Raw genomic sequence first — 26,123 nt, 5'->3', positions numbered from 1 at the left:
CGGGGGCTGTCGTGGGGACGAAGTAGTCTGACCCCATGCCCGAACGCCGCACTGTCGCCCTTGTCACCCTTGGCTGCGCCCGTAACGAGGTGGACTCGGAGGAGCTCGCAGGCCGCTTGGCGGCGGACGGCTGGGAGCTCGTCGAGGAAGCCACCGAGGCGGACGTCGCCGTCGTCAACACCTGTGGCTTCGTGGAGGCCGCCAAGAAGGACTCGGTCGACGCCCTGCTGGAGGCGAACGACCTGAAGGACCACGGCCGCACCCAGGCCGTGGTCGCCGTCGGCTGCATGGCCGAGCGGTACGGCAAGGAGCTCGCGGAGGCGCTGCCCGAGGCCGACGGGGTGCTCGGCTTCGACGACTACGCCGACATCTCCGACCGGCTGCAAACCATCCTCGCCGGTGGCGTCCACGCCTCCCACACCCCTCGCGACCGCCGCAAGCTGCTGCCGATCAGCCCCGCCGAGCGGCAGGACGCCGCCTCGGTTGCGCTGCCCGGCCACGCCCAGGACACCGCGCCCGAGGACCTGCCCGAGGGGGTGGCCCCCGCCTCGGGGCCGCGGGCCCCGCTGCGCCGCAGACTGGACAGCAGCCCGGTCGCCTCGGTGAAGCTGGCCTCCGGCTGCGACCGCCGCTGCTCGTTCTGCGCCATCCCGTCCTTCCGCGGCTCCTTCATCTCGCGCCGCCCCTCCGATGTGCTGGGCGAGACCCGCTGGCTGGCCGAGCAGGGGGTGAAGGAGATCATGCTGGTCTCCGAGAACAACACCTCCTACGGCAAGGACCTCGGGGACATCCGGCTGCTGGAGACGCTGCTGCCGGAGCTGGCCGCGGTGGACGGCATCGAGCGGATCCGGGTCAGCTATCTGCAGCCCGCCGAGATGCGCCCGGGGCTGATCGACGTGCTCACCTCGACCGAGAAGGTCGCGCCGTACTTCGATCTGTCCTTCCAGCACTCGGCGCCCGGGGTGCTGCGCGCCATGCGCCGCTTCGGCGACACCGACCGGTTCCTGGAGCTGCTCGAGACGATCAGAGGCAAGGCGCCGCAGGCCGGTGCCCGGTCGAACTTCATCGTCGGCTTCCCCGGCGAGACCGAGGACGACCTGGCGGAGCTGGAGCGCTTCCTCGGTGAGGCGCGGCTGGACGCCATCGGCGTCTTCGGGTACTCGGACGAGGACGGCACCGAGGCCGCCGGTTACGAGAACAAGGTCGACCCCGAGGTGGTCGCCGAGCGCCTGGAGCGCGTCTCGCGGCTCGCGGAGGAGCTGACCGCCCAGCGGGCGGAGGAGCGGCTCGGCGAGGTCGTCGAGGTGATGGTGGAGGAGATCGACGACACCGGGGCAGTCCTGGGCCGTGGTGCCCACCAGGCGCCGGAGACCGACGGCCAGACGCTGCTCAGCACCGACGGGGAGCCGGAGGTGGGCCGTATGGTCGAAGCGAAGGTGATCGCGACGGAGGGAGTGGACCTCGTCGCGGAGCCGCTTGAGCCGCTGGAGCGGCAGGGTGGCGGCGAGCCCACCGGGAAGGCGGACAGATGACGGGTGTCCCGGCCTCCGCCGCGGGAGGTCACCGCCGTCCGGCGGCCGCTGTCCGGCCCGCCGGTTTGTGGAACATCGCCAATATCCTCACCATGGTGCGGCTGCTCCTGGTGCCCGGGTTCGTGTTGTTGATGCTGCACAATGGCGGGTACGACCCGGCGTGGCGCTCCGTCGCGTGGGCGGCGTTCGCCATCGCGATGATCACCGATCTCTTCGACGGTCATCTGGCCCGCCGGTACAACCTGGTCACCGACTTCGGGAAGATCGCCGATCCGATCGCGGACAAGGCGATCATGGGCGCCGCCCTGATCTGTCTGTCGGCCCTGTCCGACCTCCCCTGGTGGGTGACGGGCGTGATCCTCTTCCGTGAGATCGGAATCACACTCATGCGGTTCTGGGTGATCCGGATCGGGGTCATTCCGGCCAGCCGGGGCGGAAAGCTGAAGACGCTCGCGCAGGGCACCGCCGTCGGGATGTACATCCTGGCGCTCACCGGGCCGCTGGCCACGCTGCGGTTCTGGGTGATGGCCGTGGCCGTGATCCTTACCGTGGTCACCGGCCTCGACTACGTCCGGCAGGCGATCGTGCTGCGCCGGGCGGGCCGGGCGACGGAGGAGGCCGCGAGGTGAGCGGCGACGGGACGGCGGCCGAGGTGCTGGCGCTGCTGGAGCGGCGCGGGCAGACCCTGGCCGTTGCCGAATCGCTCACCGGCGGTCTGGTGGCGGCCGAGCTGACCGCGGTGGACGGCGCCTCCCGCTCCTTCCGCGGCTCGGTGACGGCGTACGCCACCGACCTCAAGCACGAGCTGCTGGACGTGGACGGGGCGCTGCTGGCCGAGCGCGGCGCGGTCGACGCCGAGGTGGCCCGGCAGATGGCGTACGGCGTACGGCGTGCGCTGGGCGCGGACTGGGGCGTGGCCACCACCGGTGTGGCCGGTCCCACACCACAGGACGGCCAGCCCGTGGGCACCGTTCATGTGGCGGTCGCGGGGCCCTCGGAGGCGGTGGCCGCGGCGGCGCTGCGGCTCGAAGGAGACCGCGCCGGAATTCGCGGACAGACCGTCCGCGCCGCAGTCAAGCTGCTGTTCAGCGAATTGATCGCGACAGCAGGGGCAAAGGATACGGAACAACACGACGAGTTTTGATGTTTGCAGCCCTGAGTGAACACGACATCGCTCCCCGCACGGGCGCAGCCCGAGGCGGTACGGTGGGGCGTGAAGGATCCGGATCCGAGGTCCGAGGAGGGAGCCAGCGATGATTCTGCTCCGTCGCCTGCTGGGTGACGTGCTGCGCCGGCAGCGCCAGCGCCAGGGCCGTACTCTGCGCGAGGTTTCCTCCTCCGCCCGGGTGTCGCTCGGCTATCTGTCAGAGGTCGAGCGCGGCCAGAAGGAAGCCTCATCCGAGCTGCTGTCGGCGATCTGCGACGCCCTTGAGGTGCGGATGTCGCAGGTCATGCGCGAGGTCAGCGACGAGCTGTCGCTCGCCGAACTGGCCGAGTCGGCCGCGTCGACCACCGAGAAGGTCCCGGCGCCCATGCGGCCCGTGCTCAATCCCGTCTCTGTGACGTCCGTGACGGGCGTTCCGGAGGAGCGGGTGACCATCAAGTCGCCCAAGGAAGCCGTGGACGTGGTGGCGGCCTGAGGGCCTGACCAGAGCTCTTCGAGGCCCCGGCCGGTAGTCATACCGGCCGGGGCCTCGATGTTTGTCCGGCCGGATTCGGGTCACCCCACATGGAGAGAGGTAATCAAGAGGGGCCAAACGGTCGAACAGGAGGAACCGGATGTCTGTGGTGAGGAGCCCGCTGCCGGAGGAACACCTCAAGGTCGTCGCTGACGCGCTGCAAGGCGCCCTCGTCGATCTCGTCGACCTCCATCTGGTGGGCAAGCAGATCCACTGGACGGTCGTGGGCCCGCGATTCCGCACGATCCATCTGCAGCTCGACGAGGTCGTGGCGACGACCAGGGATCATGCCGACACGGTGGCGGAGCGGGCCTCGGCGCTCGGGGTGGCGCCGGACGGACGTGCTCAGACGGTCGCCGCGACCAGCGGTGTGGCCACGGTCAAGGACGGCTGGACCGATGACAACCAGGCCATTACGACGCTCGTGGACGCCCTTGGAGCGGTGATCACGCGCATGCGGGAGCGGATCCGCGCGACCGATGAGCCGGACCCGGTGACCCAGGACATTCTCATCGAGCTCACCCGTGACCTGGAGAAGCATCACTGGATGTTCCAGGCCGAGAACGGCGGCCATCGAGCCTGAGGCGTCGACCCGGGCCCGGGCACGGGCCTGAGGGCGCTGGAGACGTCGGCTGAGATGCCGACTCAGGCGCCGAGCCGGGCCCCGGGCGAGCTGAGGCCGACGGGGCGCGGGGGCGGGTGACAGCCCGGCGTCGGGGCGGGCGACCGAGGTGGTCGCCCGCCCCGACGCCGGGCGATTCTCTTTTCTGCCCCTTCGACCTGGTGTTTCGGCTCTGCGGCTCGCTCTGGGTGCGCGGTTTCGCCCGGCTGGGCACACTGGGGGGATCGCGAGTGTCCGACACGCGCCGACGTGCTTCCTGTGCGCCCTCCCGCCGTATGCGAACAGGCGTCTAGCGTCGCCGAAGGAGGCAGTCATGGCAGCCGTCGGAGGGGTCGACGCCCAGGGCCTCAGGCCGGTCCGGTGGGTGCTCGCGCTCGCTCTGGGCGGGGTGTGGTGGTGGTCCGTGCTGCGGCTGGCGATACAGCCGGGAGAGGCCGGGCCGGTCGAGGGGGCGTTAGCGGTCGGTGGCTGGGGGCTGAGCCTGCTGCCGGTGCACTGCGGTCCCTCGCCCAGAAGGGGCGGCGCCCGCGGGGGAGGCCCTCCCGGCGCCCGCGGAGAAGGCCCTCCGCGTCAGGACGGGGCGGGCCCCTGCGGTCCGGCCTGGCAGCTCGGGCACCAGAAGGTCGAGCGCTCCTGACCCGCACGGCCCTGGTCGGCGGCGCGCACCGGCGTACCGCAGCGCAGACAGGGCCGCCCCGGGCGCCCGTACACCCACAGTCGGCGGTCGGGGCGCGGTTCGGCCGTGGTGACCCGGGCGCGCCGGTTCCTGTTGGCCTCCAGCAGCTTCTTGGCGTGGGCCACCAGGCGCTCGGGGGAGGACACCTCACCGATCGGCAGCCAGGGCGAGACACGCAGCACGAAGCACAGCTCGGATTTGTAGACATTGCCGATGCCGGCCAGGTTCCGCTGGTCCAGCAGCGCTTCGCCCAGGGGCCGGGACGGATCGGCGAGCAGGCGGCGCAGCGCCTCGTCCGGATCCCAGTCGGGGCCGAGGAGATCGGGGCCGAGATGGCCGACGACCCGGTCCTCGTCGCCGGTGCGGAGCAGTTCGAGGACGGGGAGGCGGTAGCCGACGGCGGTGTGGGCGGCGGTGGCGAGGATGGCCCGGATCTGGTGGTGGGGGCCGCCGCGCCATCGCTCGCCCGGCTCGTACACCTGCCAGGATCCGTCCATCCGCAGATGGGAGTGGAGGGTCAGCCCGCCCTCGACGCGGGTGAGCAGATGCTTGCCGCGCGGTACGACCTCGAGGACCTGGCGGCCGGTGAGGTCGACGGTCGCCAGGCGGGGGACGCGCAGGTCACTGCGGGTGAGCGGAGAACCGGCGAGGGCCTGGTGCAGGCGCTGTGCGGTCTGCCAGACGGTGTCTCCTTCGGGCATGGCATCCATGATGCCCGTGGGGGCTGACAGGTGGGAGCGCTCCGTCTCCGTCCGGTGCGGAGCCCGCGTTGGATCAAGGCCGCCCGGGGGAGCGAGTGCGCCGCGTGGGGTGGGATCGCCATGGGTGCTGGGGAGTCGTGTGGCGCCGAGGGCGCTGGCGATCAGGGACGCAGCCGGAAGCCCCGCGGGGTCGGGTGGAAGCCCGCCGCTTCCAGGAGCTTGCCGATCGGGGACGAGAGCGCCTGGGCGCCGTTGACGCGCTCGACGGTGACGGAGCCGAGCGCACCCGCGCGGGCGGACTCGGCCAGCGCCTCCACCGCCGTCAACAGCCGGACGTCGTCCTCGGGGGAGGCGGCCTCGGCCTCGCCCGAGGGCCAGGCGAGCAGGGTCTTGCCGCCCCGCTCCATGTAGAGCGCCAGCTCTCCGTCGACGAGCACCACCATCGCTCCCGCCTTACGGCCCGGCCGGTGGCCCGCGTCCGCGGGCGGATCGGGCCAGGGGAGCGCGGCGCCGTAGGCATTGGCGGGGTCGGCCGAGGCGAGCACGAAGGCACGCCGGGACTGCCCCCGCTGTCCGTCGAAGGCGGGGGCCGCCGTGCGGTCGCGGGCCGTGCTGACCGCGCGCAACCGGTCCACCGCGCCGTCCATCGCGAACTGGGCGGCGCCGAGCCCCTCGACCACATAGCCGCGGCGCGCCTGGCCGGTCTCCTCGAACGCGGACAGCACCCGATAGGCGGCGGAGAAGCCGCCCTCGACCCCCTCGGCGGCGACCGCCCCGCGGGTGACCACGCCGTGCCGGTCGAGCAGGGTGCGTGCAAGGGCGTGGGCACGGTGGGTGGGCTCGGGCTCGCGCTCCGGCAGCAGGGACCAGCGCCCGGCCACGGTGGGCGGGCCGTTGCGCGATGCCGTGGGTCGGCCGGTGCGGCCCGTCAGACCGCCGTAGCGGCCCCGGGGGACCGTGCGCTTGGCGCGATGGGCGGTGGAGCCCGCCGTACGGCCCGAGCCCAGCAGGGAGCGCAGCGGGGCGAGGGTGTCACCGGTGACCCGGCCGGACCAGACCAGGTCCCACAGGGCCTCGGCGAGCTGGGGATCCTGGAACTCGTGCCCGGCGGCGCGGGCCTGCTCGGCGATCTGGCGGAAGAACAGCCCGTACCCCCCGGCCAGGGAGTCGAGGACGGCCTGGTGGAGGGGGCCCGCCTCAAGGGGGTGCGGGGTGTGGAGCAGCAGCGGGGCGGTGTCGGCCAGGTGCAGGGTGACCCAGCCGTCCTTCCCCGGCAGCGCTCCTGCTCCGGCCCAGACGACCTCCCCGGAGGCGGCGAGCTCGTCGAGCATCGTGGGGGAGTAATCGCTCACCCGGGAGGGCAGGACCAGCTTCTCCAGGGCGGACGCGGGCACGGGCGCGCCCTGGAGCTGCTCGATCGCGCGCACCAGCCCGTCGATACCGCGCAGGCTGTGGGTGCCCAGATGCTGCCACTGCGGGAGGAACGCGGCGAGCGCCGAGGGCGGCACGGGCTCCAGCTCATGGCGCAGCGCGGCCAGGGAGCGGCGCCGCAGCCGGCGCAGCACGGTGGCGTCGCACCATTCCTGGCCCACTCCCGAGGGGTGGAACTCGCCCTGGACGAGGCGGCTGTCGGCGGCCAGGCGGTGCAGGGCGCCCTCCGTGACGGCCACGCCGAGGCCGAAGCGGGCGGCGGCCTGCGCCGAGGTGAACGGGCCGTGGGTGCGGGCATAGCGGGCCAGCAGATCGCCCAGGGGGTCCTTGACCGGTTCGGTGAACGCCTCGGGGACGCCGACCGGCAGCGCCGTACCGAGCGCGTCCCGCAGCCGCCCCGCGTCCTCCACCGCGGCCCAGTGGTCCTCGCCCGCGATCCGGACCCGGATGGCGCGCCGGGCCCCGGCCAGGTCCTCGGCCCACCCGGACTCGGCACCGCGCTCGGCCAACTCGGCGGCGGTGAGCGGGCCGAGCAGCCGCAGGACGTCGGCGACGCCCTCGGCGTCCTTGATCCGGCGGTCCTCGGTGAGCCACTGCAGCTCGTGCTCCAGCTCGGCCAGGACATCGGCGTCGAGCAGCTCGCGCAGCTCGGCCTGGCCCAGGAGCTCGGCCAGCAGCCGCGCGTCGAGCGAGAGCGCGGCGGCGCGCCGCTCGGCGAGCGGGGAGTCGCCCTCGTAGAGGAACTGCGCCACATAGCCGAAGAGCAGCGAGCGGGCGAAGGGGGACGGCTCGGGGGTGGTCACCTCCACCAGCCGGACCCGGCGGGCCTCGATGTCGCCCATCAGCTCGGTGAGGCCGGGGACGTCGAAGACGTCCTGGAGGCATTCGCGGACGGCTTCGAGGACGATCGGGAAGGAACCGAACTCGCTCGCCACCTGGAGGAGCTGGGCGGCGCGCTGGCGCTGCTGCCACAGCGGGGTGCGCTTGCCCGGGTCGCGGCGGGGCAGCAGCAGCGCGCGGGCGGCGCATTCGCGGAACCGGGAGGCGAACAGCGCGGAGCCGCCGACCTGGTCGGTGACGATCTGGTTGATCTCGCCCTTGTCGAACGCGACATCGGCAGCGCCCACCGGCGACTGGTCGGTGTCGTACTCCACGCCCTGGCGCATCGGGTCGGCGTCGAGGAGGTCGAGCCCCATCAGGTCGGCGTCGGGCAACCGCAGCACGATGCCGTCGTCGGCGTGCATGACCTGGGCGTCGATGCCGTACCGCTCGGACAGACGGGAGCCCAGGGCCAGCGCCCAGGGGGCGTGGACCTGCGCGCCGAAGGGGGAATGGACCACCACCCGCCAGTCGCCCAGCTCGTCGCGGAACCGCTCCACCACGATCGTGCGGTCGTCCGGCACATGTCCGCAGGCGCGGCGCTGCTCGTCCAGATACCCGATCACGTTCTCCGCGGCCCAGGCGTCCAGACCGGCGGCCAGCAGCCGCAGCCGGGCGTCCTCGGGCGACAGCGCGCCGACCTCGCGCAGGAACGCGCCCAGGGCGCGGCCCAGCTCCAGGGGGCGGCCGAGCTGGTCGCCCTTCCAGAAGGGCAGCCGGCCGGGGACGCCGGGGGCGGGGGAGACCAGGACTCGGTCGCGGGTGATGTCCTCGATCCGCCAGGAGGTGGTGCCCAGGGTGAACACATCGCCCACCCGCGACTCGTAGACCATCTCCTCGTCGAGCTCGCCGACCCTGCCGCCGCCCTTCTTGGGGTCGGCTCCCGCCAGGAAGACGCCGAAGAGCCCGCGGTCGGGGATGGTGCCGCCGGAGGTCACCGCGAGCCGCTGCGCCCCGGGGCGGCCCGTGACCGTATGGGCGACGCGGTCCCACACCAGGCGCGGCCGCAGCTCCGCGAAGGCGTCGGAGGGGTAGCGGCCCGCGAGCATGTCGAGGACCGAGGTGTACGCCGACTCCGGGAGCGAGGCGAACGGCGCGGCGCGGCGGATCAGGGCCAGGAGCTCGTCCACGTCCCAGGTGTCCATGGCGGTGATGGCGATCAGCTGCTGGGCGAGCACGTCCAGCGGGTTGGCGGGCACCCGCAGCGATTCGATGGCCCCCTCGCGCATCCGCTCGGTGACCACCGCGGCCTGCACCAGATCCCCGCGGTACTTCGGGAAGACGACGCCGGTGGAGACCGCGCCCACCTGGTGGCCGGCCCGGCCCACCCGCTGCAGACCGGAGGCCACCGAGGGCGGTGACTCGACCTGGACGACCAGGTCGACCGCGCCCATGTCGATGCCGAGCTCGAGGCTGGAGGTGGCGACGACGGCGGGCAGACGGCCGGCCTTGAGGTCCTCCTCGACCAGGGCCCGCTGCTCCTTGGACACCGAGCCGTGGTGCGCGCGGGCCAGCAGCGCGGGCGCGCCGCGGGCGGCACCGGACTCGGCCATCAGCTCGGCGGGGGAGTGGTCCTCGGGCAGGGCCTCACCGGTGGCCCGCTCGTAGGCGATCTCGTTCAGCCGGTTGCACAGCCGCTCGGCCAGGCGGCGGGAGTTGGCGAAGACGATGGTGGAGCGGTGGGCCTGGACGAGGTCGGTGATCCGCTCCTCCACATGGGGCCAGATCGACGGCCGCTCGCCCGCCTCGCCCTCCTGGGCGGGGGCGCCGCCCAGCTCGCCCAGGTCCTCCACGGGGACGACCACCGACAGGTCGAACTCCTTGCCCGACGGCGGCTGGACGATCTCCACCTTGCGCCGCGGCGACAGGAACCGCGCCACCTCGTCCACCGGCCGCACGGTCGCGGACAGGCCGATGCGGCGGGCGGGGCGATCGAGCAGCTCGTCGAGGCGCTCCAGGGACAGCGCGAGATGGGCGCCCCGCTTCGTCCCCGCGACGGCGTGGACCTCGTCCAGGATCACGGTCTCCACCCCGCGCAGGGCCTCCCGGGTGGCGGAGGTGAGCATCAGGAACAGCGACTCGGGGGTGGTGATGAGGATGTCCGGCGGGCGGGTGGCCAGGGCGCGGCGCTCGGCGGCCGGGGTGTCGCCCGACCGGGTGCCCACGCGGATCTCCGGCTCGGGCCTGCCCAGCCGTACCGACTCCTGGCGGATGCCGGTCAGCGGGCTGCGGAGATTGCGCTCGACGTCCACCGCCAGGGCCTTCAGCGGGGAGACATACAGCACCCGGCAGCGCTTCTTCGCCTCGGCGGGTGGCGGCTCACCGGCCAGCTTGTCCAGGGCCGCCAGGAAGGCGGCCAGGGTCTTGCCCGACCCGGTGGGGGCGACCACCAGGACGTCCGAGCCCTCGCCGATCGCCCGCCACGCGCCCTCCTGCGCGGGCGTGGGCGCGGTGAAGGCGCCCGTGAACCACCCGCGGGTGGCCGGGGAGAATGCGTCGAGCGCCGAGCCTGCCATGCCCTCCATCGTGCACCGCACCACTGACAATGGACGGAGTCGCAGGTCAGAAGGGGCCCGGGCGGGGCGCACAATGGTGCCATGGTCAACCGGGAGAGCGCGCGGCACTGGCGGTACCCCCAGCTTCCGGGCGTCGATCTGCTGCGGGCCCGCTACATCCACAAGACCTTCGTATGGCACACCCACGAGGCCTTCGTGATCGCCGCGATCACCGAGGGCGTCGAGGAGTTCCACCACCGCGGCACCGTCGAGCGCACCGGACCGGGCGGGCTCGCGCTCATCAATCCGGAGGTACCCCACACCGGACGGGCGGGGGCGCCCGAGGGGTGGGCGTACAGCGTGCTGTATCCGGCCGCGGACCTGGTCGCCGGTGTCGCCGCGGAGACGAGCACGCTCCGTGGCACGGCCGGATTCCGGGTCCCCTCCGTCGACGACCCCCAGGGCGCGCGGCTGGTCACCGCGGTGCACCGGGCCGCCGAGGAGGGCAACGCGCTGGCCGCCGACAGCCTGCTGCGCATCGTGCTCGCCCGACTGCTGCGCGAGCATGGCGGCCCGCTCCCCGAGCGCACGGCGCGCACCGCGGGTGCGCGAAGGGCGGCGCGCGCCCGCGCGATCCTCTTGGAGCGCATGGCGGACCCGCCGTCCCTGGAACGGCTGGCGGCCGAGCTGGACACCGGTCCCTTCGCCCTGCTGCGCGCCTTCCGCGCCGCCAACGGGATGCCGCCGCACACCTGGCTCACCGACGCCCGGGTCCGCCGGGCCCGGCAACTGCTGGACGCCGGCACCGCGCCCGCCGAGGTGGCCGTCGCCGTCGGCTTCACCGACCAGTCCCATCTGAACCGTCACTTCACCCGCATCGTGGGGGTGCCACCGGGCGCTTACCGACGGGAGCGTGCAAGAACGTACAAGACCGGAGTCGAAGCGCTCTCCTAACGTGCGCGGTGTGTCAGAACAGATAGAGATGCGAACCGATCCCGCCGCGCCTCCGGCGGACTCGGCCGTTGTCCGCGATGCCCTGGGCGTCGGTGTCGCCGTGGGGCTCTCCGGCTTCGCCTTCGGGGTGACGTCGGCGGGCGCCGGCCTCGGCCTGCTGCAGACCTGCGCGCTCAGCCTGCTCGTCTTCACCGGGGCGTCGCAGTTCGCCCTCGTGGGCGCGCTGGCGGCGGGCGGCAATCCGTTCACCGCCGCCGCCGGGGCGTTCTTCCTCGGGGTGCGCAACGCCTTCTACGGGCTGCGGCTGTCCGGACTCCTCGGGGTGCCGCGCGCGGTACGCCCCCTGGCGGCCCACTGGGTCATCGACGAGACCTCCGCCGTCGCCCTCGCCCAGCCCGACCGGCGCACCGCGCGGCTCGGCTTCACCATCACCGGGCTGACCCTGTACGTCCTGTGGAACCTCACCACGCTGATCGGCGCCCTGGGGGCGTCCGCGCTCGGTGACACCGACGCCTGGGGCCTGGACGCCGCCGGGCCCGCCGTCTTCCTCGCCCTGCTGGCCCCCATGCTCAGCGGCACCGTCGAGCGGGCCGTGGCCGGTCTCGGCGTCCTGCTGGTGCTCCTGTGCCAGCCGGTGCTGCCCGCAGGCGTCCCGGTCCTGGTGGCGGCGCTCGCCGCCCCCGCCGTCCTTACGGTGCACGGGCGCATGACGCGCGGCACGGAGCCGGGTGAGCGCCGATGACCATCTGGATCGCCATCGGCGTCACCGCGGCGGGCTGCTATCTCGTCAAGCTGCTGGGCCTCTCGGTGCCCGCCGGAGTCCTGGAGCGCCCGCTCGTCAGGCGTCTGGCCGCGCTGCTGCCCGTGGCCTTGCTCGCCGCCCTCACCGCCCAGCAGACCTTCAGCGACGGCCGGCATCTCCTCCTGGACGCGAGGGCGGCCGGGGTGGGGGCGGCGGCGCTCGCGCTGGTGCTCCGCGCCCCCTTCCTCGTGGTGGTCGCCGTGGCCGTCGTCGTCACGGCCGGCGTCCGGGCCCTGTGACCGCCGTGGACGCCCGCGCTCAGATCCGCCGTCCGTAGGCCCGCAGCGTCAGCAGCGCCTCGATGGTCGCCACCGACCGCCACTCCAGCGTGGCCCCCGGCGTCCATGGGCGCCGGGGCGGCGGCCAGCCGCCGTCCTCCTGCTGCGCGGCCACGAGCACGTCCAGGGACCGCTCCACCTCGGCGTCGGTGAACCACCGGCGTGCCAGCGAGCCGGGGGTACGGGCGATGTCGTGCACCTGGAGGGGCTCGCCGGGGCCCTGCCCCGGCGGCAGGGAGCGGTCCTCGGCGTCCTCGGGGGTCGTCGGCGGCACGATCAGCCGCTCCTCCCGTACCCGGCGGCCGAGCCGCTCGGCCGCCGCCTCGGCGCGTGCCCGGTCCGGCGCCCCGTCGAGGAAGGCGACGGCCGCCGCGACCTCGTACGGACGCGTCGTCGCGCCGCCCTCCCCCAGGGCGGCGACCGCCGCCCAGCAGAAGTCCGTGGCCCGGAAGAGCCACGCATGCCACACCTCGTTGCGGTGCAGCAGCCCCACCACCGGCCCGGTGGTCAGCAGATCACTGCGCGCATCGTCCGCCGACGGGACCCAGGGGGCCGCCGGATAGCCGCGCAGCGAGGGGTGGCAGGCGGGCAGCGCGCCGTCCGGGGTGGACACGGACGTCAGATAGCGGCACAGCCGCTCCACCCGCTGCCCGCCGCAGCGCCCGATCCCGTCGAGCACCCGTAAGGCGTGCACGGCATGCAGCGGCTGGCTCACCGGACCGCGCAGATCCGGCTCCAGCGCATGGCCGTAGCCCCCGTCGGTCCCCAGATACGCGGCCAGCGCGGTCTCGACCGCCTCGGCGCCGCCGCCCAGGAAGTGATACGCGAATCTGCGCTGCTCCAGCACGCGGGCGGTCAGCCAGACGAACCGCTCGGCGCGGGAGAGCGCGGAGGACTCGGCCGGCTGAGCCGGCTCGGCGGGCCCGGGCGGGGGAAGGGAGGGCGAGGAGGGGAGGCTTGCGGATCGTTCCATGGACAGACCGTAGGCCGCGGGACACGGTCGGTAGGGGGCTCACGCGTGGGTGCACCCCCGGGAGCGCGATACTGGTCACATGCGGTTGACGGACTTCTGGCAGCGAATGGCGGACCACTTCGGCGAGGCGTACGCCGACTCCTTCGCGCGCGATCATGTGATGTCGCAACTCGGCGGCCGGACGGTGCACGAGGCACTGACGGACGGCTGGGAGGCCAAGGACGTCTGGCGCGCGGTCTGCGCCGCGATGGAGATCCCCGAGAGCAGGCGCTGAGCGGACCTCCGGCCGCTCCGGACGCACCAGCTTCCGGGGTGGCCGGATTTCTTCGTCCGGTGTAGGCCACACTTGCTCCGTGGCCCCGACCGAAGAGACCCTCCCCTCCGACGCCGACGACACCCCGAGCGCCGCTCGGGCCTCCTCGGACTCCCCGCAACCCGCCGCGCGCATGCCGCGCTGGCTGCCGCGCGCCATGGTGCTCGCACTCGCGCTGGTGGCCTGCTACCGCCTTGCGACCTGGGCCTTCGATCAGCTGACCGGTCTTCTGCTGAACATCCTGATCGCGTTCTTCCTGGCGCTCGCGATCGAACCGGCCGTGGACCGGATGGCCGCCCGCGGCATGCGCCGGGGGCTGGCCACCGGGCTGGTCTTTCTCGCCATCCTCATCGGCACCGCGGGCTTCTTCACCCTGCTCGGCTCGATGCTGGCCGATCAGATCATCACCATGGTCCAGGACTTCCCGCAGTACCTCGACAACGTCGTGAAGTGGATCAACGACACATTCCACACGCATCTGTCGCGGCTGGAGATCCAGGACAGCCTGGTGCACTCCGACTGGCTGCAGAGCTACGTCAAGAACAGCGCCGACAATGTGCTGGACGTCTCCGCACAGGTGCTCGGCGGGTTGTTCAAGACGCTGACGGTGACCCTGTTCGCCTTCTACTTCGCCGCCGACGGGCCCCGGCTGCGCCGCGCGCTGTGCTCGGTGCTGCCGCCGACCCGGCAGGTCGAGGTGTTGCGCGCCTGGGAGATCGCGGTCGCCAAGACCGGCGGCTACATCTACTCCCGCGGGCTGATGGCGCTGATCTCCGGTATCGCCCACTACATCCTGCTGGAGGCCCTGGGTGTGCCCTACGCCCCGGCGCTCGCCGTCTGGGTGGGGCTGATCTCGCAGTTCATCCCGACCATCGGCACCTATTTGGCCGGGGCGCTGCCGATGCTGATCGCGTTCACCATCGACCCCTGGTACGCGCTGTGGGTCCTGGTCTTCGTCGTGATCTACCAGCAGTTCGAGAACTATCTGCTGCAGCCGAGGATCACCGCCAGGACGGTGGACATCCACCCGGCCGTCTCCTTCGGATCGGTGATAGCGGGCACCGCGCTGCTGGGCGCGGTGGGCGCGCTGATCGCGATTCCGGCGACCGCGACGCTGCAGGCGTTCCTCGGCGCGTACATCAAGCGCTATGACGTGACCGACGATCTGCGGGTGCACGGGCGCACGCGGCGGCGCGGCATGTCGGCCCTCTCACGGATGCGCGCCGCGTTGGTGCGGCGTAGTTGACACAAAAATCGAACATCCATTCTGATGGAGGCCCGACAGGTTATCCACAGGCCGAGGACGTCAGGGCCGCTTGTCAGTGGCAGGCGCTAGCGTCATGGACGTGAAGCGATCGACTCAAGCAAACCGGGTGGGACCCATGGCAGGAACGGACCGCGAGAAGGCGCTCGACGCCGCGCTCGCACAGATTGAACGGCAATTCGGCAAGGGCGCCGTGATGCGCATGGGCGATCGGCCGAACGAGCCGGTCGAGGTCATCCCCACCGGGTCGACCGCTCTCGATGTCGCCCTCGGTGTCGGCGGTCTGCCGCGCGGCCGGGTGGTCGAGGTCTACGGCCCGGAGTCCTCCGGTAAGACGACCCTGACCCTGCACGCGGTGGCCAATGCCCAGCGGGCCGGCGGCACCGTCGCCTTCGTGGACGCCGAGCACGCCCTCGACCCTGACTACGCGCAGAAGCTGGGCGTGGACACGGACTCCCTGATCCTGTCCCAGCCGGACAACGGCGAGCAGGCGCTCGAGATCGTGGACATGCTGGTCCGCTCCGGCGCCCTCGACCTCATCGTCATCGACTCCGTCGCCGCCCTGGTGCCGCGCGCGGAGATCGAGGGTGAGATGGGCGACTCCCACGTCGGCCTCCAGGCCCGGCTGATGAGCCAGGCGCTCCGCAAGATCACCAGCGCGCTCAACCAGTCCAAGACCACCGCGATCTTCATCAACCAGCTCCGCGAGAAGATCGGTGTGATGTTCGGCTCGCCGGAGACCACGACCGGTGGCCGGGCGCTGAAGTTCTACGCATCGGTGCGCATCGACATCCGCCGCATCGAGACCCTCAAGGACGGCACCGACGCGGTCGGCAACCGCACCCGCGTCAAGGTCGTCAAGAACAAGGTCGCGCCGCCCTTCAAGCAGGCCGAGTTCGACATCCTCTACGGCCAGGGCATCAGCCGCGAGGGCGGCCTGATCGACATGGGTGTCGAGCACGGCTTCGTCCGCAAGTCCGGTGCCTGGTACACCTATGAGGGAGACCAGCTCGGTCAGGGCAAGGAGAACGCCCGCAACTTCCTGAAGGACAACCCCGATCTGGCCAATGAGATCGAGAAGAAGATCAAGGAAAAGCTCGGCATCGGGGTGAGGCCCCAGGACCCGGCGGCCGCGGCACCCACCACGGACGCGACCGGTGCCGCGGGCGTGACCGACGCCGCACCGGCGAAGGCCGTGGCCGCCCCGGCGGCCAAGTCCGGGGCGAAGGCGGCCAAGACCGCCGCGGCCAAGAGCTGATCCATGACACGGCGGACCGAATGGCCGGACGGCCCAGGCCGTCCGGAGCGCCCGGACCGTCCGGACAGCGGCGCCCCCTCCTTGTCGAGGGCCGAGCAGGGGCCGCCGCCCGGCCCGGAGGAGCAGGCGCGGGCGATCTGCCTGCGCCTGCTCACCGGGACCCCACGCACCCGTAAGCAGCTCGCGGACGCGCTGCGCACCCGGGGCATCCCCGATGACGCGGCGCAGGAGGTGCTGTCCCGGTTCGAGGGCGTCGGCCTGATCGACGACGCGGCGTTCGCCGAGGCATGGGTGGAGTCCCGGCACCACAGCCGGGGGCTCGCCCGGCGGGCGCTCGCCCGTGAGCTGCGCACCAAGGGCGTGGATTCCGCCCTGATCGACGAGGCCGTGGGACAGCTCGACGCCGATCAGGAGGAGCGGACGGCGCGGGAGCTGGTCGAGCGCAAGCTGAGGGCCACCCGTGGCCTCGACCGGGAGAAGCGGATCCGCCGTCTCGCCGGGATGCTGGCCCGCAAGGGCTATTCCGAGGGGCTGGCACTGCGGGTGGTGCGGCGTGCGCTGGAGGAGGAGGGGGAGGACCCGGACCTCCTGGAGCGCCACCTCCCCGACCTCTGAGCCCCCGGCGGCCCCGTCGCGGCGGGGCTGTGGGCTGTGGCGGCCCTTGGGGGCAATCCGGTGAAGCCGGCTACCGAGAACGAGCGATGTCCGGTCGTGCGGCGCCCGAATCCGGTGGGTGGCGCTAGCGCACCGGGAGGCCCGCGGCGCGCCATGCCTGGAAGCCGCCGATGAGATCGGTCGCGCGCGCCAGGCCCAGCTGACGCAGTGAGACCGCGGCGAAGCTGGACGCGTAGCCCTCGTTGCACACCACCACGACCCGCAGATCGTGATGGGTGGCCTCGGGCAGCCGGTGGTCGCACTGCGGGTCGAGCCGCCACTCCAGCTCGTTCCGCTCGACGATCAGTGCCCCCGGGATGGTGCCGTCGCGCTCCCGCAGCGCCGCGTACCGTATGTCCACCAGCAGCGCGCCCTGGACCTGCGCCGCCGCGGCATCGAGGGGCTCCAGCCGATCGAGTTCCTCGCGGGCCTCGGCCAGCAGTTCGTCAACGCTCCGCTTGGTCGTGCCCATGGTCATCCCCACTCCTCGGGCCGCTCGACCTGCTCCAGCCGCAGCGTATGACCGGTGCGGCTGTAGCGCCGCATCAGCGGCAGCGGCGGATAGTAGGCGTGCACCGACACCGCATGCTCGGTGTCGGACGGATTGATCACCTCATGCACATGATGGGGCCCGAAAGCCCGGCCCTGCCCGGCGGGCAGCCGCCGCTCGCGGTCCACATCGTCGGCCAGTTCAAGGGTCTTCCAGCCCTCGGTGGGCAGACGCGCGGCGAGCGACTGCTCGTTGAGCGCACCCGCCGCCGCGACGAAGGCGCCATGGGAGCCGCCGTGGTCGTGCCAGCCGGTGCCGGTGCCCGGAGGCCAGCCGATCAGCCAGGCTTCGCTGCCGCCCGGCCCGTCGAGGCGCAGCCAGGTGCGGCCCTCCGGATCGAGCGGAAGGGAGGCGACGAGCTCGGCGTCGGCGGCGGTCCGGCGGGCGAAGTCGAGCAGCTCCGCGGCGCTGGGCGGAGCGGCCGGGCCGGATGCCGGGTCCGTGATGACGTCCGTGGAAGGGCGCACGGGACCGGGGGTGGAAGTGCGTACGTCGGGCACAGAGAACCGTCCTGAGTGATCGCGAAAGAGGCGCGGCCGCGCCGCGCGGGAAAGAAGCGGATCAACAGGACGGACGACAGACACAGCCCGCGTAGCGGACCAGGTCCAGATGGACCCTCCGCCAGAAGCGAGGCAAGCAGGTGTCAGTCACGCTGCGAAGTGAATCATGTGCCGGAAAGGAAGGTCAACCTCACCGGCTCGCGCCCGGACCACGCACGCTCGGCCCGCGAACCGGGCGCCCGGCCGCGGGCCGCACGCCCGAGCACAGACCGGGCGCCCGGCCGCGGGCCGCGCGCCCCGGGACTGACCGCAACGCCCGGAGAACAACCGGCCGCGCGCCGGATCGCGAGACCGAGCGCGCTCCGGCGCGCGGCCTCCTCGGTCGATCCCGCACTACTGCCGCGCGCTCGCCTCCGCCGGTACGCCCCTGGCCGCGTTCCCGCCCCGGGCCGCGTCCGCGCACGCGTACAGCGCGCTCGGCCGCACCCCGGACAGCGCGGCGGCGAGATGGCCGTCCGGCCGCACCAGCAGCACGGTGTGCGCCGGGGCCCCCGGATACGCCTCGGCGACCAGCAGCTCGGTGCGCAGGGGCAGCGCCGCGACGGCCGCCGCCAGCCGCGGCATCAGCCCCGCACGCATCCAGTGGCGGCGGTCCCACACCCCGGTGCCGGGCGCGACCAGCACCACCAGCAGCTCCCGGCCGAGCCGCTCCCGCAGCCGTACGACCGAGCCGTCCGGCGCGGTCACCGGCACATCGGCGACCGGCGCCCCGGGAGCCGTACCCACCGTGATCGAGCCATCCGGCGGCGCTGCCGGGGCCAGCGGCGAACGGTCGTAGACCGGCGGCGCGCCCAGCGGCCCCTGTCCGAGGTGGCCGTCGGTGAGCAGCGCGTCGTGCCCGCGCGCCCCGCCGGGCCGCACGGTGCGCCGCACCGCGTGCCAGCCGCCGGCCGCCCGCACCAGCGGCAGCGCCTGGTCCGCCGCGCGCAGCCGGGCCCCCACGGCTCCGCGCCGCTCCGCCTGATAGCTGTCCAGCAGCGCCTCCGAGGCCCCGTGGTGCCAGGCCAGGGACAGTTTCCAGGCGAGGTTGTCCACGTCCCGCAGCCCCTCTTCGAGCCCCTGGGTGCCGAGCGCACCCAGCAGATGGGCGGCGTCCCCGGCCAGGAAGGCGCGCCCCACTCGCCAGCGCAGCGCGAGCCGGTGGTGCACGGTGTGCACGCCGGTGTCCAGGAGCTCATAGGGGGGCTCGGAATCCCCGCACCACCCCGTGAGGGTGTCGCGCACCCGCACCAGCAGGGCATCGGGGGTGACGAGGTCGCGGCCGGGCGGCAGCAGCCAGTCGACCCGCCACAGGCTGTGCGGCAACGGCCGCGCGGTCACCTCGGCGTCGATGCTGCGCCAGGGCGGGGAGCGGTGCAGCACGGCCTCGCCGGGCCAGGGGAGTTCGGCCCGCAGCGCCGCGACGGCGTGCCGCTCCACCGCCGTACGGCCCGGGAAGCGCACGCCCAGGAGCTTGCGGACGGTGGACCGGGGCCCGTCGCAGCCCACCAGATAGCTGCCCCGCCACCAGGTGGCCTGGGCGCCCCGGGTGCGCACCCCGACCCCGTGGTCGTCCTGCTCCAGGCTGTCGATCCGGCTTCCGGAGACGATGCGGACGAGGTCCTCGTCGCCGATGGCGGCCAGCGAGCCCCGCAGCGCCCGGGTGAGCTCATGCTGGGGCAGATGCACTGGTGAGGCCGTCGGCGCCGGTGCCGCCTCGTCCTCCGGCCCGTCGTCGCCGGGGGAGTCCATGGCCTCCGTAAGGCCGCCGTCCCAGCCGCCGGCGCCGCGCTGTCCGCCGAAGAGACCGCCGGCGCCGCGCTCGCCCCCGAAGAGGCTGCCGGGCGTGAGGGGCACCTGCCGTACCAGCTGCCGACGCCGCATCGTGCGCCATCCGGTCCACGGCCGCGTCCGGGCGGTGACCCGGCAGCCCAGCCGCTCCAGCAGGGCGGCCGCGTCCGGGCGCAACACGACGGTGCGGGCCAGCCGGCTCTCCTCACCGCCCGTGGACTCGTCCAGCAGGATGACGGGCACCTCGAGGCGCGCCAGGGCCAGGGCCAGGGTGAGGCCGACCGGGCCCGCCCCGGCGACGATCACCGGGTCCACGGTGCGGTTCCTGTGGCCCTGCGGGTCGTACATGACGTACGGAAATTGGCAGTTGAAACCCGGTGAGCGATCACAGAAAGCATGCAACCCACTGCCGCTGCCCGCGTCAAGCGACGAAGGGCGGTGGCGCGTGCGCCACCGCCCTGGTAAGGGTTTCGCTCATCCGCCCGGCCCTCCGGTCGGACCTCCGGCCGGTCGCCCGGTCGGACCTCCGCCCGGTCGCCCGGTCGCTCGTCCTCCCGGTCGCCCGGACGGCTCCTCAGTTCGTCTTGCCGGTGGGCGCGTCGGGGGCGGAGACCGCGGAGTGGTCGACGACGTCGAGCGCGTCGGCGGCCGCCAGCGGCTGGCCCGCGTCCGCGACCCGGATGCCGGTCTTGGCGCGCCGGCCGCGCCGCTCGATCCAGGTGGCGAGGGCGGAGAGGGCCAGACACATCGCGATGTAGATGGCGCCGCCGACGATGATCACCGGAACGTAGGGGTTGTCGTCGTTGACGACGATGTTGCCGGCCAGCTGCTGAAGCTGGAACAGCAGCTCCTGGTAGGTGATGACATAGCCGAGGGAGGTGTCCTTCAGCGTCACCACCAGCTGGCTGATGATGGTCGGCAGCATCGCCCGTACGGCCTGCGGCACCAGGACCGTCATCATGACCTGGGTCTTGCGCATGCCCAGGGCGTAGGCGGCCTCGCTCTGGCCCCTGGGCACCGAGTTGATGCCCGCCCGCAACACCTCGGCCTGGACCGAGCCGTTGTAGACGGTCAGGCCGATGACCAGGGCCCAGAAGCCGGTGTTGTCACCGCTGAGGCCCAGGTCCGACCGGTAGGTCAGGAAGAGCACCCACAGCACGTAGATGGTGATGAGCAGCGGGACGGCCCGGAACAGCTCGATGAATCCGGTCGCGAACCAGCGGACGGCCTTGTGGTCCGAGAGCCGGCCGACGGCGAGCAGGACACCGAGGACCAGCGAGAGGACCGCGGCGACCGCGAACACCTTCAAGGTGGTGACCACGCCGTCGCGGATGCTGGTCCGCACGCCCGCGTAGTTGAAGATGTCCCACATCTCGGGCGCGAACTGGCCCTTGTCGTTCAGCCGCACCACGGCGAAGACGATCAGCCCGAGGACGGCCAGGCCGCCGACGACGGAGTAGATGCGGTTCCGGATGCGGGCCTTGGGGCCGGGGGCGTCGTACAGGACGCTCGAGCTCATCGGGCCACCTCCAGGCGGCTCTCCAGCAGTCGGAAGAGACCGCTGATGGCGAAGGTGATGACCAGGTAGCACAGCGCGATCCACAGGAAGATCCAGCCGATCGCGAAGCCCTTGTCGCTCAGCAGCTTCGAGACGTTGAACAGTTCGGTGTTGCTGAACGCCCCGGCGATGGCCGAGTTCTTGGTGAGCGCGATGAAGATGCTGCTCATGGGGGGAATCACGGACCGGGTGGCCTGGGGGAGCACGATCAGCCGGAGGGTCTGGAAGAAGGTCATCCCCAGGCTGCGGGCGGCCTCCGCCTGGCCGAGCGGCACGGTGTTGATACCGGACCGCACGGCCTCGCAGACGAAGGACGACGTGTAGCAGCCCAGCGCCCCCATGGCGAGAACGAACGGGCTCGTTCCGGGGAAGAAGATCTGCGGGATCACGAAGAACGCGATCAGGAACAGCAGGGTCAGCGGGGTGTTGCGCAGCAGGGTGACCCACGCCGTCCCGAAGGCCCGCAGCGGCGGTATGGGCGACACCCGGAAGCCGGCTATGACAATGCCCAGGACGAGAGCCAGCGCCGCACTGGCCGCCGTGATGGAAAGGGTTCCCAGGAACCCCTCACGGAACTGGGGCAAATGATCGAGGAGTACGTTCATCGATTCTCCGCGGTAGCGGTCAGGTCAGCGGCGTGCGGAGCGCACCGGCTTCCAGGCGAACGGGGAATCCTGCTCAGTAGCGGGGCAGGGGGGTCTTCGGGGCGACGTAGGAGGAGCCGGACTTGCCGAGCGTGCCTTCGTACGCCTTCTTGTAGTCGCCGTTCTTGATGTGCTTCTCGAGCGAGTCGCTGATCGCGTCGCGGAGCGCCTTGTCGTTCTTGTTCATGCCGATGCCGTACGGCTCCTCGGTGAACGGCTTGCCGACCACGTGCAGCTTGGTGGAGCGCTGGGCGGCGTAACCCTTGAGGATCGCGTCGTCGGTGGTGACCGCGTCGACCTGGCCGTCGAGCAGCTGCTTGACGCAGAGCGAGTACTTGCTCAGCTCGGTGGTCTTGGCTCCGTACTTCGGCTTCTTGATCTCCTGGAGCGGGGTGGAGCCGACGATCGAGCAGACCTTCTTGCCCTTGATGCTGTCCGGGCCGGTGATCTTGCCCTTGTCCTCCATGCGGACGAGGAGGTCGGCACCGGCCTGGTAGTACGGGCCCGCGAAGCCGACCTGCTTCTTGCGCTCGTCGTTGATGGTGTAGGTGCCGACGTAGTAGTCGACCTGGCCCTTGGAGATCGAGGTCTCGCGGACGTTGGAGTCCACCGTCTTGAAGGTGATCTTGTCCGCGGAGAAGCCGAGGTCGGCGGCGACCATCTTGGCGATCTCGATGTCGAAGCCGGAGCGCTTGCCCTCGGTGTCCTGGAACCCGAGGAAGGGCTGGTCGGCCTTGGCGCCGATGACGATCTTGCCGCGCTTCTGCGCCGCCTTCAGGGTCGGCGAGTCGATCTTCACGTCCTTCGCGACCGTGTAGTCGCCGCTGAAGACCTCGCCGCCCTTCGGCTTGTCGCCGGCGGTGCCCTTCTCGCCGCCACAGGCGGTCGCCGTCGCGGCCAGCGCGAGAACCACCGTGGCCGCCGCGGCCGTCTTACGAATCCTCATGGTGCCCATCCCTCTGTGTTCAGTACGTGGTCCAGTGGTCCAGATACGCAGTGGCGAACGTGCCGGCGGTCTGCCGGGCCGGCGTGGACTCAGTGGTGAAGGATCTTCGACAGGAAGTCCTTGGCCCGGTCGCTGCGCGGGTTGCTGAAGAACTGCTCCGGCTCGGCCTCTTCGACGATCCGGCCGTCGGCCATGAAGACCACCCGGTTCGCGGCGGAGCGGGCGAAGCCCATCTCGTGGGTGACGACGACCATGGTCATGCCGTCCCGGGCGAGCTGCTGCATGACCTCCAGCACCTCGTTGATCATCTCCGGGTCCAGCGCCGAGGTCGGCTCGTCGAAGAGCATCACCTTCGGGTCCATGGCCAGGGCGCGCGCGATCGCCACGCGCTGCTGCTGGCCACCGGAGAGCTGCGCGGGGTACTTGTCCGCCTGGGCGCCGACGCCCACCCGGTCGAGCAGCGTGCGGGCCTTCTCCTCGGCGGCCTTCTTGTCCGTCTTACGGACCTTGACCTGGCCCAGCATCACGTTCTCGAGCACCGTCTTGTGCGCGAAGAGGTTGAAGGACTGGAAGACCATGCCGACGTCGGCGCGCAGCCGGGCGAGCTCCTTGCCCTCCTGGGGCAGCGGCTTGCCGTCGATCGTGATGGAACCGGCGTCGATCGTCTCCAGCCGGTTGACCGTGCGGCACAGCGTCGACTTCCCGGACCCGGACGGCCCGATGACGACGACCACTTCGCCCCGGCTGATGGTCAGGTCGATGTCCTGGAGCACATGCAGCGCGCCGAAGTGCTTGTTGACTCCTGACAGCGCAACCAACGCGTTCGCCACTGGTGCGGCGTCCTTGGTCACCGATACTTCGCTCATCGGCGTCTCGCTCCGTCCTCCTCGGTTGGGAGGACAGTAATGACCTGCCGCGACCAGCGTCATTACATCTGAGCTGAAATTGAGGATAACGATCTGGCTGCGGCGTGACACGCTGTGTGAACGAAGGGACGCGCGCCGTACCGGCTGCATAACGGAAACCGGTGTGTGACCGAATGCGTCTTGACGGGTGCCCCTCGATCGGGGTGGATGCCCTGTGGCCATGTTCGTGGCCGCATTCGAAGCCATGGTGACGGGGGCGCGTACGGGACGCGTCTCCGCCGGTACGGGAAGGTGGCGGAGGGGCTGGTGAGACTGCTGCTCGTCGAGGACGACAACCACGTCGCCGCGGCCCTGTCCGCCATCCTCTCCAAGCATGGTTTCGAGGTCACCCACGCCCGCAGCGGCGAGGAGGCGCTCCAGGCGCTGCTGCCCGACACCGGCGCCCCCTTCGGCGTCGTACTCCTCGACCTCGGCCTGCCCGACCAGGACGGTTTCGAGGTGTGCGGCAAGATCCGCAAGCGCACCGCCACCCCCGTGATCATGGTGACCGCGCGTGCCGATGTGCGCTCACGCATACACGGGCTCAACCTCGGCGCCGACGACTATGTGGTCAAGCCGTACGACACCATGGAGCTGCTCGCCCGCATCCACGCCGTCAGCCGCCGCACCGCAGTCCAGGACACGGGCCATGGCGCCGACGAGGGCCCGCACGGCCCCCACCCGCCGCTGCGGCTGGGCCCGGTGACCATCGAGCTGCCCACCCGCCAGGTCTCCGTCAACGGCACGACCGTCTCGCTCACCCGCAAGGAGTTCGATCTGCTCGCCCTGCTCGCCCAGCGCCCCGGTGTCGTCTTCCGCCGGGAGCAGATCATCAGCGAGGTCTGGCGCACCAGTTGGGAGGGGACGGGGCGCACCCTGGAGGTCCATGTCGCCTCCCTGCGCTCCAAACTGCGGATGCCCGCCCTGATCGAGACGGTGCGCGGGGTGGGCTACCGCCTCGTCGCCCCGGCCCACTGAGCGACCGGAACGCCTCAGGTGCGCACCCGACTCCTCCCGCTTCTCATCGTCCTCATGGCGGGCGTGCTGCTCGCGCTCGGCTTCCCGCTCGCCGGGAGCGTGGCCGCCCGGGAGCAGCAGCGGGTGGTCGTCGACCGGATCGACGACACCGCACGCTTCGCCGCGCTCGCCCAGTTCGTCACCGCCGGGCCGACGGGTGAGGTCGGCGCCGAGGGGGACGAGCGGCTGGACACCCTGCGTGCGGAGCTCAAGCGCTACCACGATCTGTACGGCATCCGGGCCGGGGTCTTCTACCGGGACCAGGACGCGCCGCCCATGGCCGAGGCGCCCGGCAGCTGGCGGCTGCCGGACACGGGCGAGAGCGCCCGGGCGTTCGACGAGGCCCTCGCCGGGCGCCGCAGCCACGATCCGCCCCAGGTGTGGCCCTGGCAGCGGGGCAGGCTCACCGTCGCCTCCCCCGTAGTCCGCGACGGGGACGTGGTGGCCGTCGTCGTCACCGACTCGCCCACCGGCCAGATGCGGTCGCGGACCCTGCACGGCTGGCTGGTCATCGGCGCCGGCGAGGGCGCCGCGATGCTGCTGGCCGTGGGGGCCGCCTTCCGGCTGACCGGATGGGTGCTGCGGCCCGTGCGCGTCCTGGACACCGCGACCCACGACATCGCGACCGGGCGGATGCAGTCACGTGTCGCGGCCGCGTCGGGTCCCCCGGAACTGCGGCGGCTCGCCCGCTCGTTCAACGAGATGGCCGACAACGTCGAACAAGTCCTGGAGCAGCAGCGGGCGTTCGTCGCCGACGCCTCCCACCAGCTGCGCAATCCCCTCTCCGCGCTGTTGCTGCGCATCGAGCTGCTGGCGCTGGAGCTGCCGGACGGCCATGAGGAGATCGCCTCGGTGCGCGCGGAGGGCAAGCGCCTGGCCAGCGTCCTGGACGATCTGCTCGACCTCGCCCTGGCCGAGCACTCCGCCGCCGATCTGCGGCTCACCGATATCGCGGAGCTGGCGACCGACCGGGTGGATGCCTGGCTTCTGGTGGCCGAACGGGAGGAGGTCGGTCTCGCCTACACCGGCCCCGCCGCCATCACCGGCTGGGCCGACCCGGTGGCCCTGTCCAGCGCGCTGGACGCCGTCGTCGACAACGCCCTGAAGTTCACGCCCGAGGGGGCGCATGTGGAGGTCTCGGCGCGCACCGACGGCGACACCGTCGCGATCGTCGTCGCGGACGGCGGACCGGGCCTCACCGAGGACGAACTCGCCCGGGTCGGCGACCGCTTCTGGCGCAGCAGCCGCCACCAGAACATCTCGGGTTCGGGCCTGGGCCTGTCCATCACCCGCGCCCTGCTCGCGGCGGGAGGGGGCACGATCCACTACGCCCCCAACGAGCCCCGCGGGCTGCGCGTGACGATCACCGTCCCGCGCACCGGACCGGGTGAGCAGGTGAAGGGACCGGGCCCGATGAGAACGTGAAGACCGTAAGGACGTGCGGAAGACCTTAAGGACGGGCGGGGGAGCGGGCCACGAGCCGCTCAGGCCCGCGGCTTGCGCCAGACGATGCTGTAGCGCCACAGGAGATGGCGGCGGTACAGCGAGCCGGGCAGGATCTCGGCGGCCATCGCCCGCATCTCCGGGTACGTCACCGGCGGCGGCCACACGATGGGCGACGGGTGGTGCCACAGCCCTTTCCTTGCGCGGTGGACGGCACCG

At 72.2% G+C, this 26,123-nt stretch carries 26 protein-coding genes; 15 read left to right on the top strand and 11 right to left on the bottom strand.

Annotated elements, in window-relative coordinates:
• Positions 1-35: 35 nt before the first annotated feature.
• The 6 genes from rimO to J8403_RS13200 all read left to right on the top strand — a co-directional run bounded on the left by rimO (position 36) and on the right by J8403_RS13200 (position 4,470).
• Positions 36-1,532, top strand: coding sequence for a 30S ribosomal protein S12 methylthiotransferase RimO (gene rimO / locus J8403_RS13225; protein WP_211123373.1), 1,497 nt, complete (start codon positions 36-38; stop codon positions 1,530-1,532).
• Complete coding sequence (gene pgsA / locus J8403_RS13220) at positions 1,529-2,161, top strand: CDP-diacylglycerol--glycerol-3-phosphate 3-phosphatidyltransferase (RefSeq protein WP_211123372.1); 633 nt, start codon at positions 1,529-1,531, stop codon at positions 2,159-2,161. Before rimO ends, pgsA begins: the two co-directional genes overlap by 4 nt.
• Positions 2,158-2,676, top strand: a complete 519-nt coding sequence (locus J8403_RS13215) for a CinA family protein (RefSeq protein ID WP_211123371.1) — start codon at positions 2,158-2,160, stop codon at positions 2,674-2,676. Before pgsA ends, J8403_RS13215 begins: the two co-directional genes overlap by 4 nt.
• Positions 2,677-2,785: 109 nt before the next feature.
• Positions 2,786-3,172, top strand: coding sequence for a helix-turn-helix domain-containing protein (locus J8403_RS13210; RefSeq protein WP_014055327.1), 387 nt, complete (start codon positions 2,786-2,788; stop codon positions 3,170-3,172).
• Positions 3,173-3,311: 139 nt separating this feature from the next.
• Positions 3,312-3,794: a Dps family protein gene (locus tag J8403_RS13205; RefSeq protein WP_211123370.1), complete on the top strand. Its 483-nt coding sequence runs from the start codon at positions 3,312-3,314 to the stop codon at positions 3,792-3,794.
• Between the two features lie 352 nt (positions 3,795-4,146).
• The gene (locus J8403_RS13200; protein WP_211123369.1) at positions 4,147-4,470 is read left to right on the top strand and encodes a hypothetical protein; all 324 of its coding nucleotides are present in this window, start codon (positions 4,147-4,149) and stop codon (positions 4,468-4,470) included.
• Here the strand turns inward: J8403_RS13200 and J8403_RS13195 are convergent.
• Both J8403_RS13195 and J8403_RS13190 read right to left on the bottom strand, forming a co-directional pair.
• Positions 4,404-5,210, bottom strand: a complete 807-nt coding sequence (locus tag J8403_RS13195) for an Fpg/Nei family DNA glycosylase (protein WP_211123368.1) — start codon at positions 5,208-5,210, stop codon at positions 4,404-4,406. The genes J8403_RS13200 and J8403_RS13195 overlap by 67 nt on opposite strands.
• A 161-nt stretch (positions 5,211-5,371) precedes the next feature.
• The gene (locus J8403_RS13190) at positions 5,372-10,036 is read right to left on the bottom strand and encodes an ATP-dependent helicase (protein WP_211123367.1); all 4,665 of its coding nucleotides are present in this window, start codon (positions 10,034-10,036) and stop codon (positions 5,372-5,374) included.
• An 81-nt stretch (positions 10,037-10,117) separates the two neighbouring features.
• Between J8403_RS13190 and J8403_RS13185 the strand changes: the two genes are divergently transcribed.
• The 3 genes from J8403_RS13185 to J8403_RS13175 are packed head-to-tail and all read left to right on the top strand — an operon-like array spanning position 10,118 to position 12,010.
• Complete coding sequence (locus J8403_RS13185) at positions 10,118-10,969, top strand: AraC family transcriptional regulator (protein WP_211123366.1); 852 nt, start codon at positions 10,118-10,120, stop codon at positions 10,967-10,969.
• Positions 10,970-10,997: 28 nt separating this feature from the next.
• Positions 10,998-11,711, top strand: a complete 714-nt coding sequence (locus tag J8403_RS13180; protein ID WP_211128227.1) for an AzlC family ABC transporter permease — start codon at positions 10,998-11,000, stop codon at positions 11,709-11,711.
• Complete coding sequence (locus J8403_RS13175; protein ID WP_211123365.1) at positions 11,708-12,010, top strand: AzlD domain-containing protein; 303 nt, start codon at positions 11,708-11,710, stop codon at positions 12,008-12,010. Before J8403_RS13180 ends, J8403_RS13175 begins: the two co-directional genes overlap by 4 nt.
• 19 nt (positions 12,011-12,029) lie before the next feature.
• On the opposite strand, the gene J8403_RS13170 is transcribed toward J8403_RS13175, so the two are convergent.
• Positions 12,030-13,022: a hypothetical protein gene (locus J8403_RS13170; RefSeq protein ID WP_211123364.1), complete on the bottom strand. Its 993-nt coding sequence runs from the start codon at positions 13,020-13,022 to the stop codon at positions 12,030-12,032.
• A 79-nt stretch (positions 13,023-13,101) separates the two neighbouring features.
• Between J8403_RS13170 and J8403_RS13165 the strand changes: the two genes are divergently transcribed.
• From J8403_RS13165 to recX, 4 genes are all read left to right on the top strand, one after another.
• Entirely contained in the window at positions 13,102-13,296 is a 195-nt protein-coding gene (locus J8403_RS13165) for a DUF3046 domain-containing protein (RefSeq protein WP_014055336.1), read from the top strand.
• Positions 13,297-13,375: 79 nt separating this feature from the next.
• On the top strand, positions 13,376-14,581 hold the full coding sequence (locus J8403_RS13160) for an AI-2E family transporter (protein WP_211123363.1): 1,206 nt from the start codon (positions 13,376-13,378) through the stop codon (positions 14,579-14,581).
• A gap of 136 nt (positions 14,582-14,717) precedes the next feature.
• On the top strand, positions 14,718-15,857 hold the full coding sequence (gene recA / locus J8403_RS13155) for a recombinase RecA (protein ID WP_211123362.1): 1,140 nt from the start codon (positions 14,718-14,720) through the stop codon (positions 15,855-15,857).
• A gap of 3 nt (positions 15,858-15,860) precedes the next feature.
• Positions 15,861-16,472, top strand: coding sequence for a recombination regulator RecX (gene recX / locus J8403_RS13150; RefSeq protein ID WP_211123361.1), 612 nt, complete (start codon positions 15,861-15,863; stop codon positions 16,470-16,472).
• A gap of 124 nt (positions 16,473-16,596) precedes the next feature.
• On the opposite strand, the gene J8403_RS13145 is transcribed toward recX, so the two are convergent.
• The 8 genes from J8403_RS13145 to J8403_RS13115 all read right to left on the bottom strand — a co-directional run bounded on the left by J8403_RS13145 (position 16,597) and on the right by J8403_RS13115 (position 23,405).
• Positions 16,597-16,989, bottom strand: coding sequence for a rhodanese-like domain-containing protein (locus J8403_RS13145; RefSeq protein ID WP_425519783.1), 393 nt, complete (start codon positions 16,987-16,989; stop codon positions 16,597-16,599).
• Complete coding sequence (locus tag J8403_RS13140; protein WP_137967700.1) at positions 16,986-17,528, bottom strand: cupin domain-containing protein; 543 nt, start codon at positions 17,526-17,528, stop codon at positions 16,986-16,988. Before J8403_RS13140 ends, J8403_RS13145 begins: the two co-directional genes overlap by 4 nt.
• 94 nt (positions 17,529-17,622) lie before the next feature.
• On the bottom strand, positions 17,623-17,712 hold the full coding sequence (locus J8403_RS44580; protein ID WP_309471148.1) for a putative leader peptide: 90 nt from the start codon (positions 17,710-17,712) through the stop codon (positions 17,623-17,625).
• 242 nt (positions 17,713-17,954) lie between these two features.
• Complete coding sequence (locus tag J8403_RS13135; protein WP_425519782.1) at positions 17,955-19,739, bottom strand: FAD-dependent monooxygenase; 1,785 nt, start codon at positions 19,737-19,739, stop codon at positions 17,955-17,957.
• A 226-nt stretch (positions 19,740-19,965) separates the two neighbouring features.
• Complete coding sequence (locus J8403_RS13130; protein ID WP_211123360.1) at positions 19,966-20,910, bottom strand: amino acid ABC transporter permease; 945 nt, start codon at positions 20,908-20,910, stop codon at positions 19,966-19,968.
• On the bottom strand, positions 20,907-21,554 hold the full coding sequence (locus J8403_RS13125; protein ID WP_059146744.1) for an amino acid ABC transporter permease: 648 nt from the start codon (positions 21,552-21,554) through the stop codon (positions 20,907-20,909). Before J8403_RS13125 ends, J8403_RS13130 begins: the two co-directional genes overlap by 4 nt.
• 73 nt (positions 21,555-21,627) lie before the next feature.
• On the bottom strand, positions 21,628-22,539 hold the full coding sequence (locus J8403_RS13120; RefSeq protein ID WP_211123359.1) for a glutamate ABC transporter substrate-binding protein: 912 nt from the start codon (positions 22,537-22,539) through the stop codon (positions 21,628-21,630).
• Positions 22,540-22,628: 89 nt separating this feature from the next.
• Complete coding sequence (locus tag J8403_RS13115; RefSeq protein WP_059146743.1) at positions 22,629-23,405, bottom strand: amino acid ABC transporter ATP-binding protein; 777 nt, start codon at positions 23,403-23,405, stop codon at positions 22,629-22,631.
• Between the two features lie 306 nt (positions 23,406-23,711).
• Between J8403_RS13115 and J8403_RS13110 the strand changes: the two genes are divergently transcribed.
• Entirely contained in the window at positions 23,712-24,422 is a 711-nt protein-coding gene (locus tag J8403_RS13110) for a response regulator transcription factor (protein ID WP_211123358.1), read from the top strand.
• An 18-nt stretch (positions 24,423-24,440) separates the two neighbouring features.
• The gene (locus J8403_RS13105; protein ID WP_211123357.1) at positions 24,441-25,886 is read left to right on the top strand and encodes a sensor histidine kinase; all 1,446 of its coding nucleotides are present in this window, start codon (positions 24,441-24,443) and stop codon (positions 25,884-25,886) included.
• Positions 25,887-26,123 lie beyond the last annotated feature (237 nt).

This window comes from Streptomyces yatensis, assembly GCF_018069625.1.
Classification (GTDB): Bacteria; Actinomycetota; Actinomycetes; order Streptomycetales; family Streptomycetaceae; genus Streptomyces; species Streptomyces yatensis.
The sequence above is the reverse complement of the archived record's forward strand: the minus strand, read 5'-3'. Positions and strand labels throughout refer to the sequence as shown.

Bases quoted from the DNA above. Each gene is read 5' to 3' on its own strand.
- J8403_RS13185 (WP_211123366.1), top strand. From the start codon at position 10,118: ATGGTCAACCGGGAGAGCGCGCGGCACTGGCGGTACCCCCAGCTTCCG.
- recX (WP_211123361.1), top strand. From the start codon at position 15,861: ATGACACGGCGGACCGAATGGCCGGACGGCCCAGGCCGTCCGGAGCGC.
- J8403_RS13205 (WP_211123370.1), top strand. From the start codon at position 3,312: ATGTCTGTGGTGAGGAGCCCGCTGCCGGAGGAACACCTCAAGGTCGTC.
- J8403_RS13145 (WP_425519783.1), bottom strand. From the start codon at position 16,989: ATGACCATGGGCACGACCAAGCGGAGCGTTGACGAACTGCTGGCCGAG.
- rimO (WP_211123373.1), top strand. From the start codon at position 36: ATGCCCGAACGCCGCACTGTCGCCCTTGTCACCCTTGGCTGCGCCCGT.
- J8403_RS13115 (WP_059146743.1), bottom strand. From the start codon at position 23,405: ATGAGCGAAGTATCGGTGACCAAGGACGCCGCACCAGTGGCGAACGCG.
- J8403_RS13175 (WP_211123365.1), top strand. From the start codon at position 11,708: ATGACCATCTGGATCGCCATCGGCGTCACCGCGGCGGGCTGCTATCTC.
- recA (WP_211123362.1), top strand. From the start codon at position 14,718: ATGGCAGGAACGGACCGCGAGAAGGCGCTCGACGCCGCGCTCGCACAG.
- J8403_RS13190 (WP_211123367.1), bottom strand. From the start codon at position 10,036: ATGGCAGGCTCGGCGCTCGACGCATTCTCCCCGGCCACCCGCGGGTGG.
- J8403_RS13180 (WP_211128227.1), top strand. From the start codon at position 10,998: ATGCGAACCGATCCCGCCGCGCCTCCGGCGGACTCGGCCGTTGTCCGC.
- J8403_RS13210 (WP_014055327.1), top strand. From the start codon at position 2,786: ATGATTCTGCTCCGTCGCCTGCTGGGTGACGTGCTGCGCCGGCAGCGC.
- J8403_RS13120 (WP_211123359.1), bottom strand. From the start codon at position 22,539: ATGAGGATTCGTAAGACGGCCGCGGCGGCCACGGTGGTTCTCGCGCTG.
- J8403_RS13170 (WP_211123364.1), bottom strand. From the start codon at position 13,022: ATGGAACGATCCGCAAGCCTCCCCTCCTCGCCCTCCCTTCCCCCGCCC.
- J8403_RS13125 (WP_059146744.1), bottom strand. From the start codon at position 21,554: ATGAACGTACTCCTCGATCATTTGCCCCAGTTCCGTGAGGGGTTCCTG.
- pgsA (WP_211123372.1), top strand. From the start codon at position 1,529: ATGACGGGTGTCCCGGCCTCCGCCGCGGGAGGTCACCGCCGTCCGGCG.
- J8403_RS13200 (WP_211123369.1), top strand. From the start codon at position 4,147: ATGGCAGCCGTCGGAGGGGTCGACGCCCAGGGCCTCAGGCCGGTCCGG.
- J8403_RS13130 (WP_211123360.1), bottom strand. From the start codon at position 20,910: ATGAGCTCGAGCGTCCTGTACGACGCCCCCGGCCCCAAGGCCCGCATC.
- J8403_RS13135 (WP_425519782.1), bottom strand. From the start codon at position 19,739: ATGTACGACCCGCAGGGCCACAGGAACCGCACCGTGGACCCGGTGATC.
- J8403_RS13165 (WP_014055336.1), top strand. From the start codon at position 13,102: ATGCGGTTGACGGACTTCTGGCAGCGAATGGCGGACCACTTCGGCGAG.
- J8403_RS13195 (WP_211123368.1), bottom strand. From the start codon at position 5,210: ATGCCCGAAGGAGACACCGTCTGGCAGACCGCACAGCGCCTGCACCAG.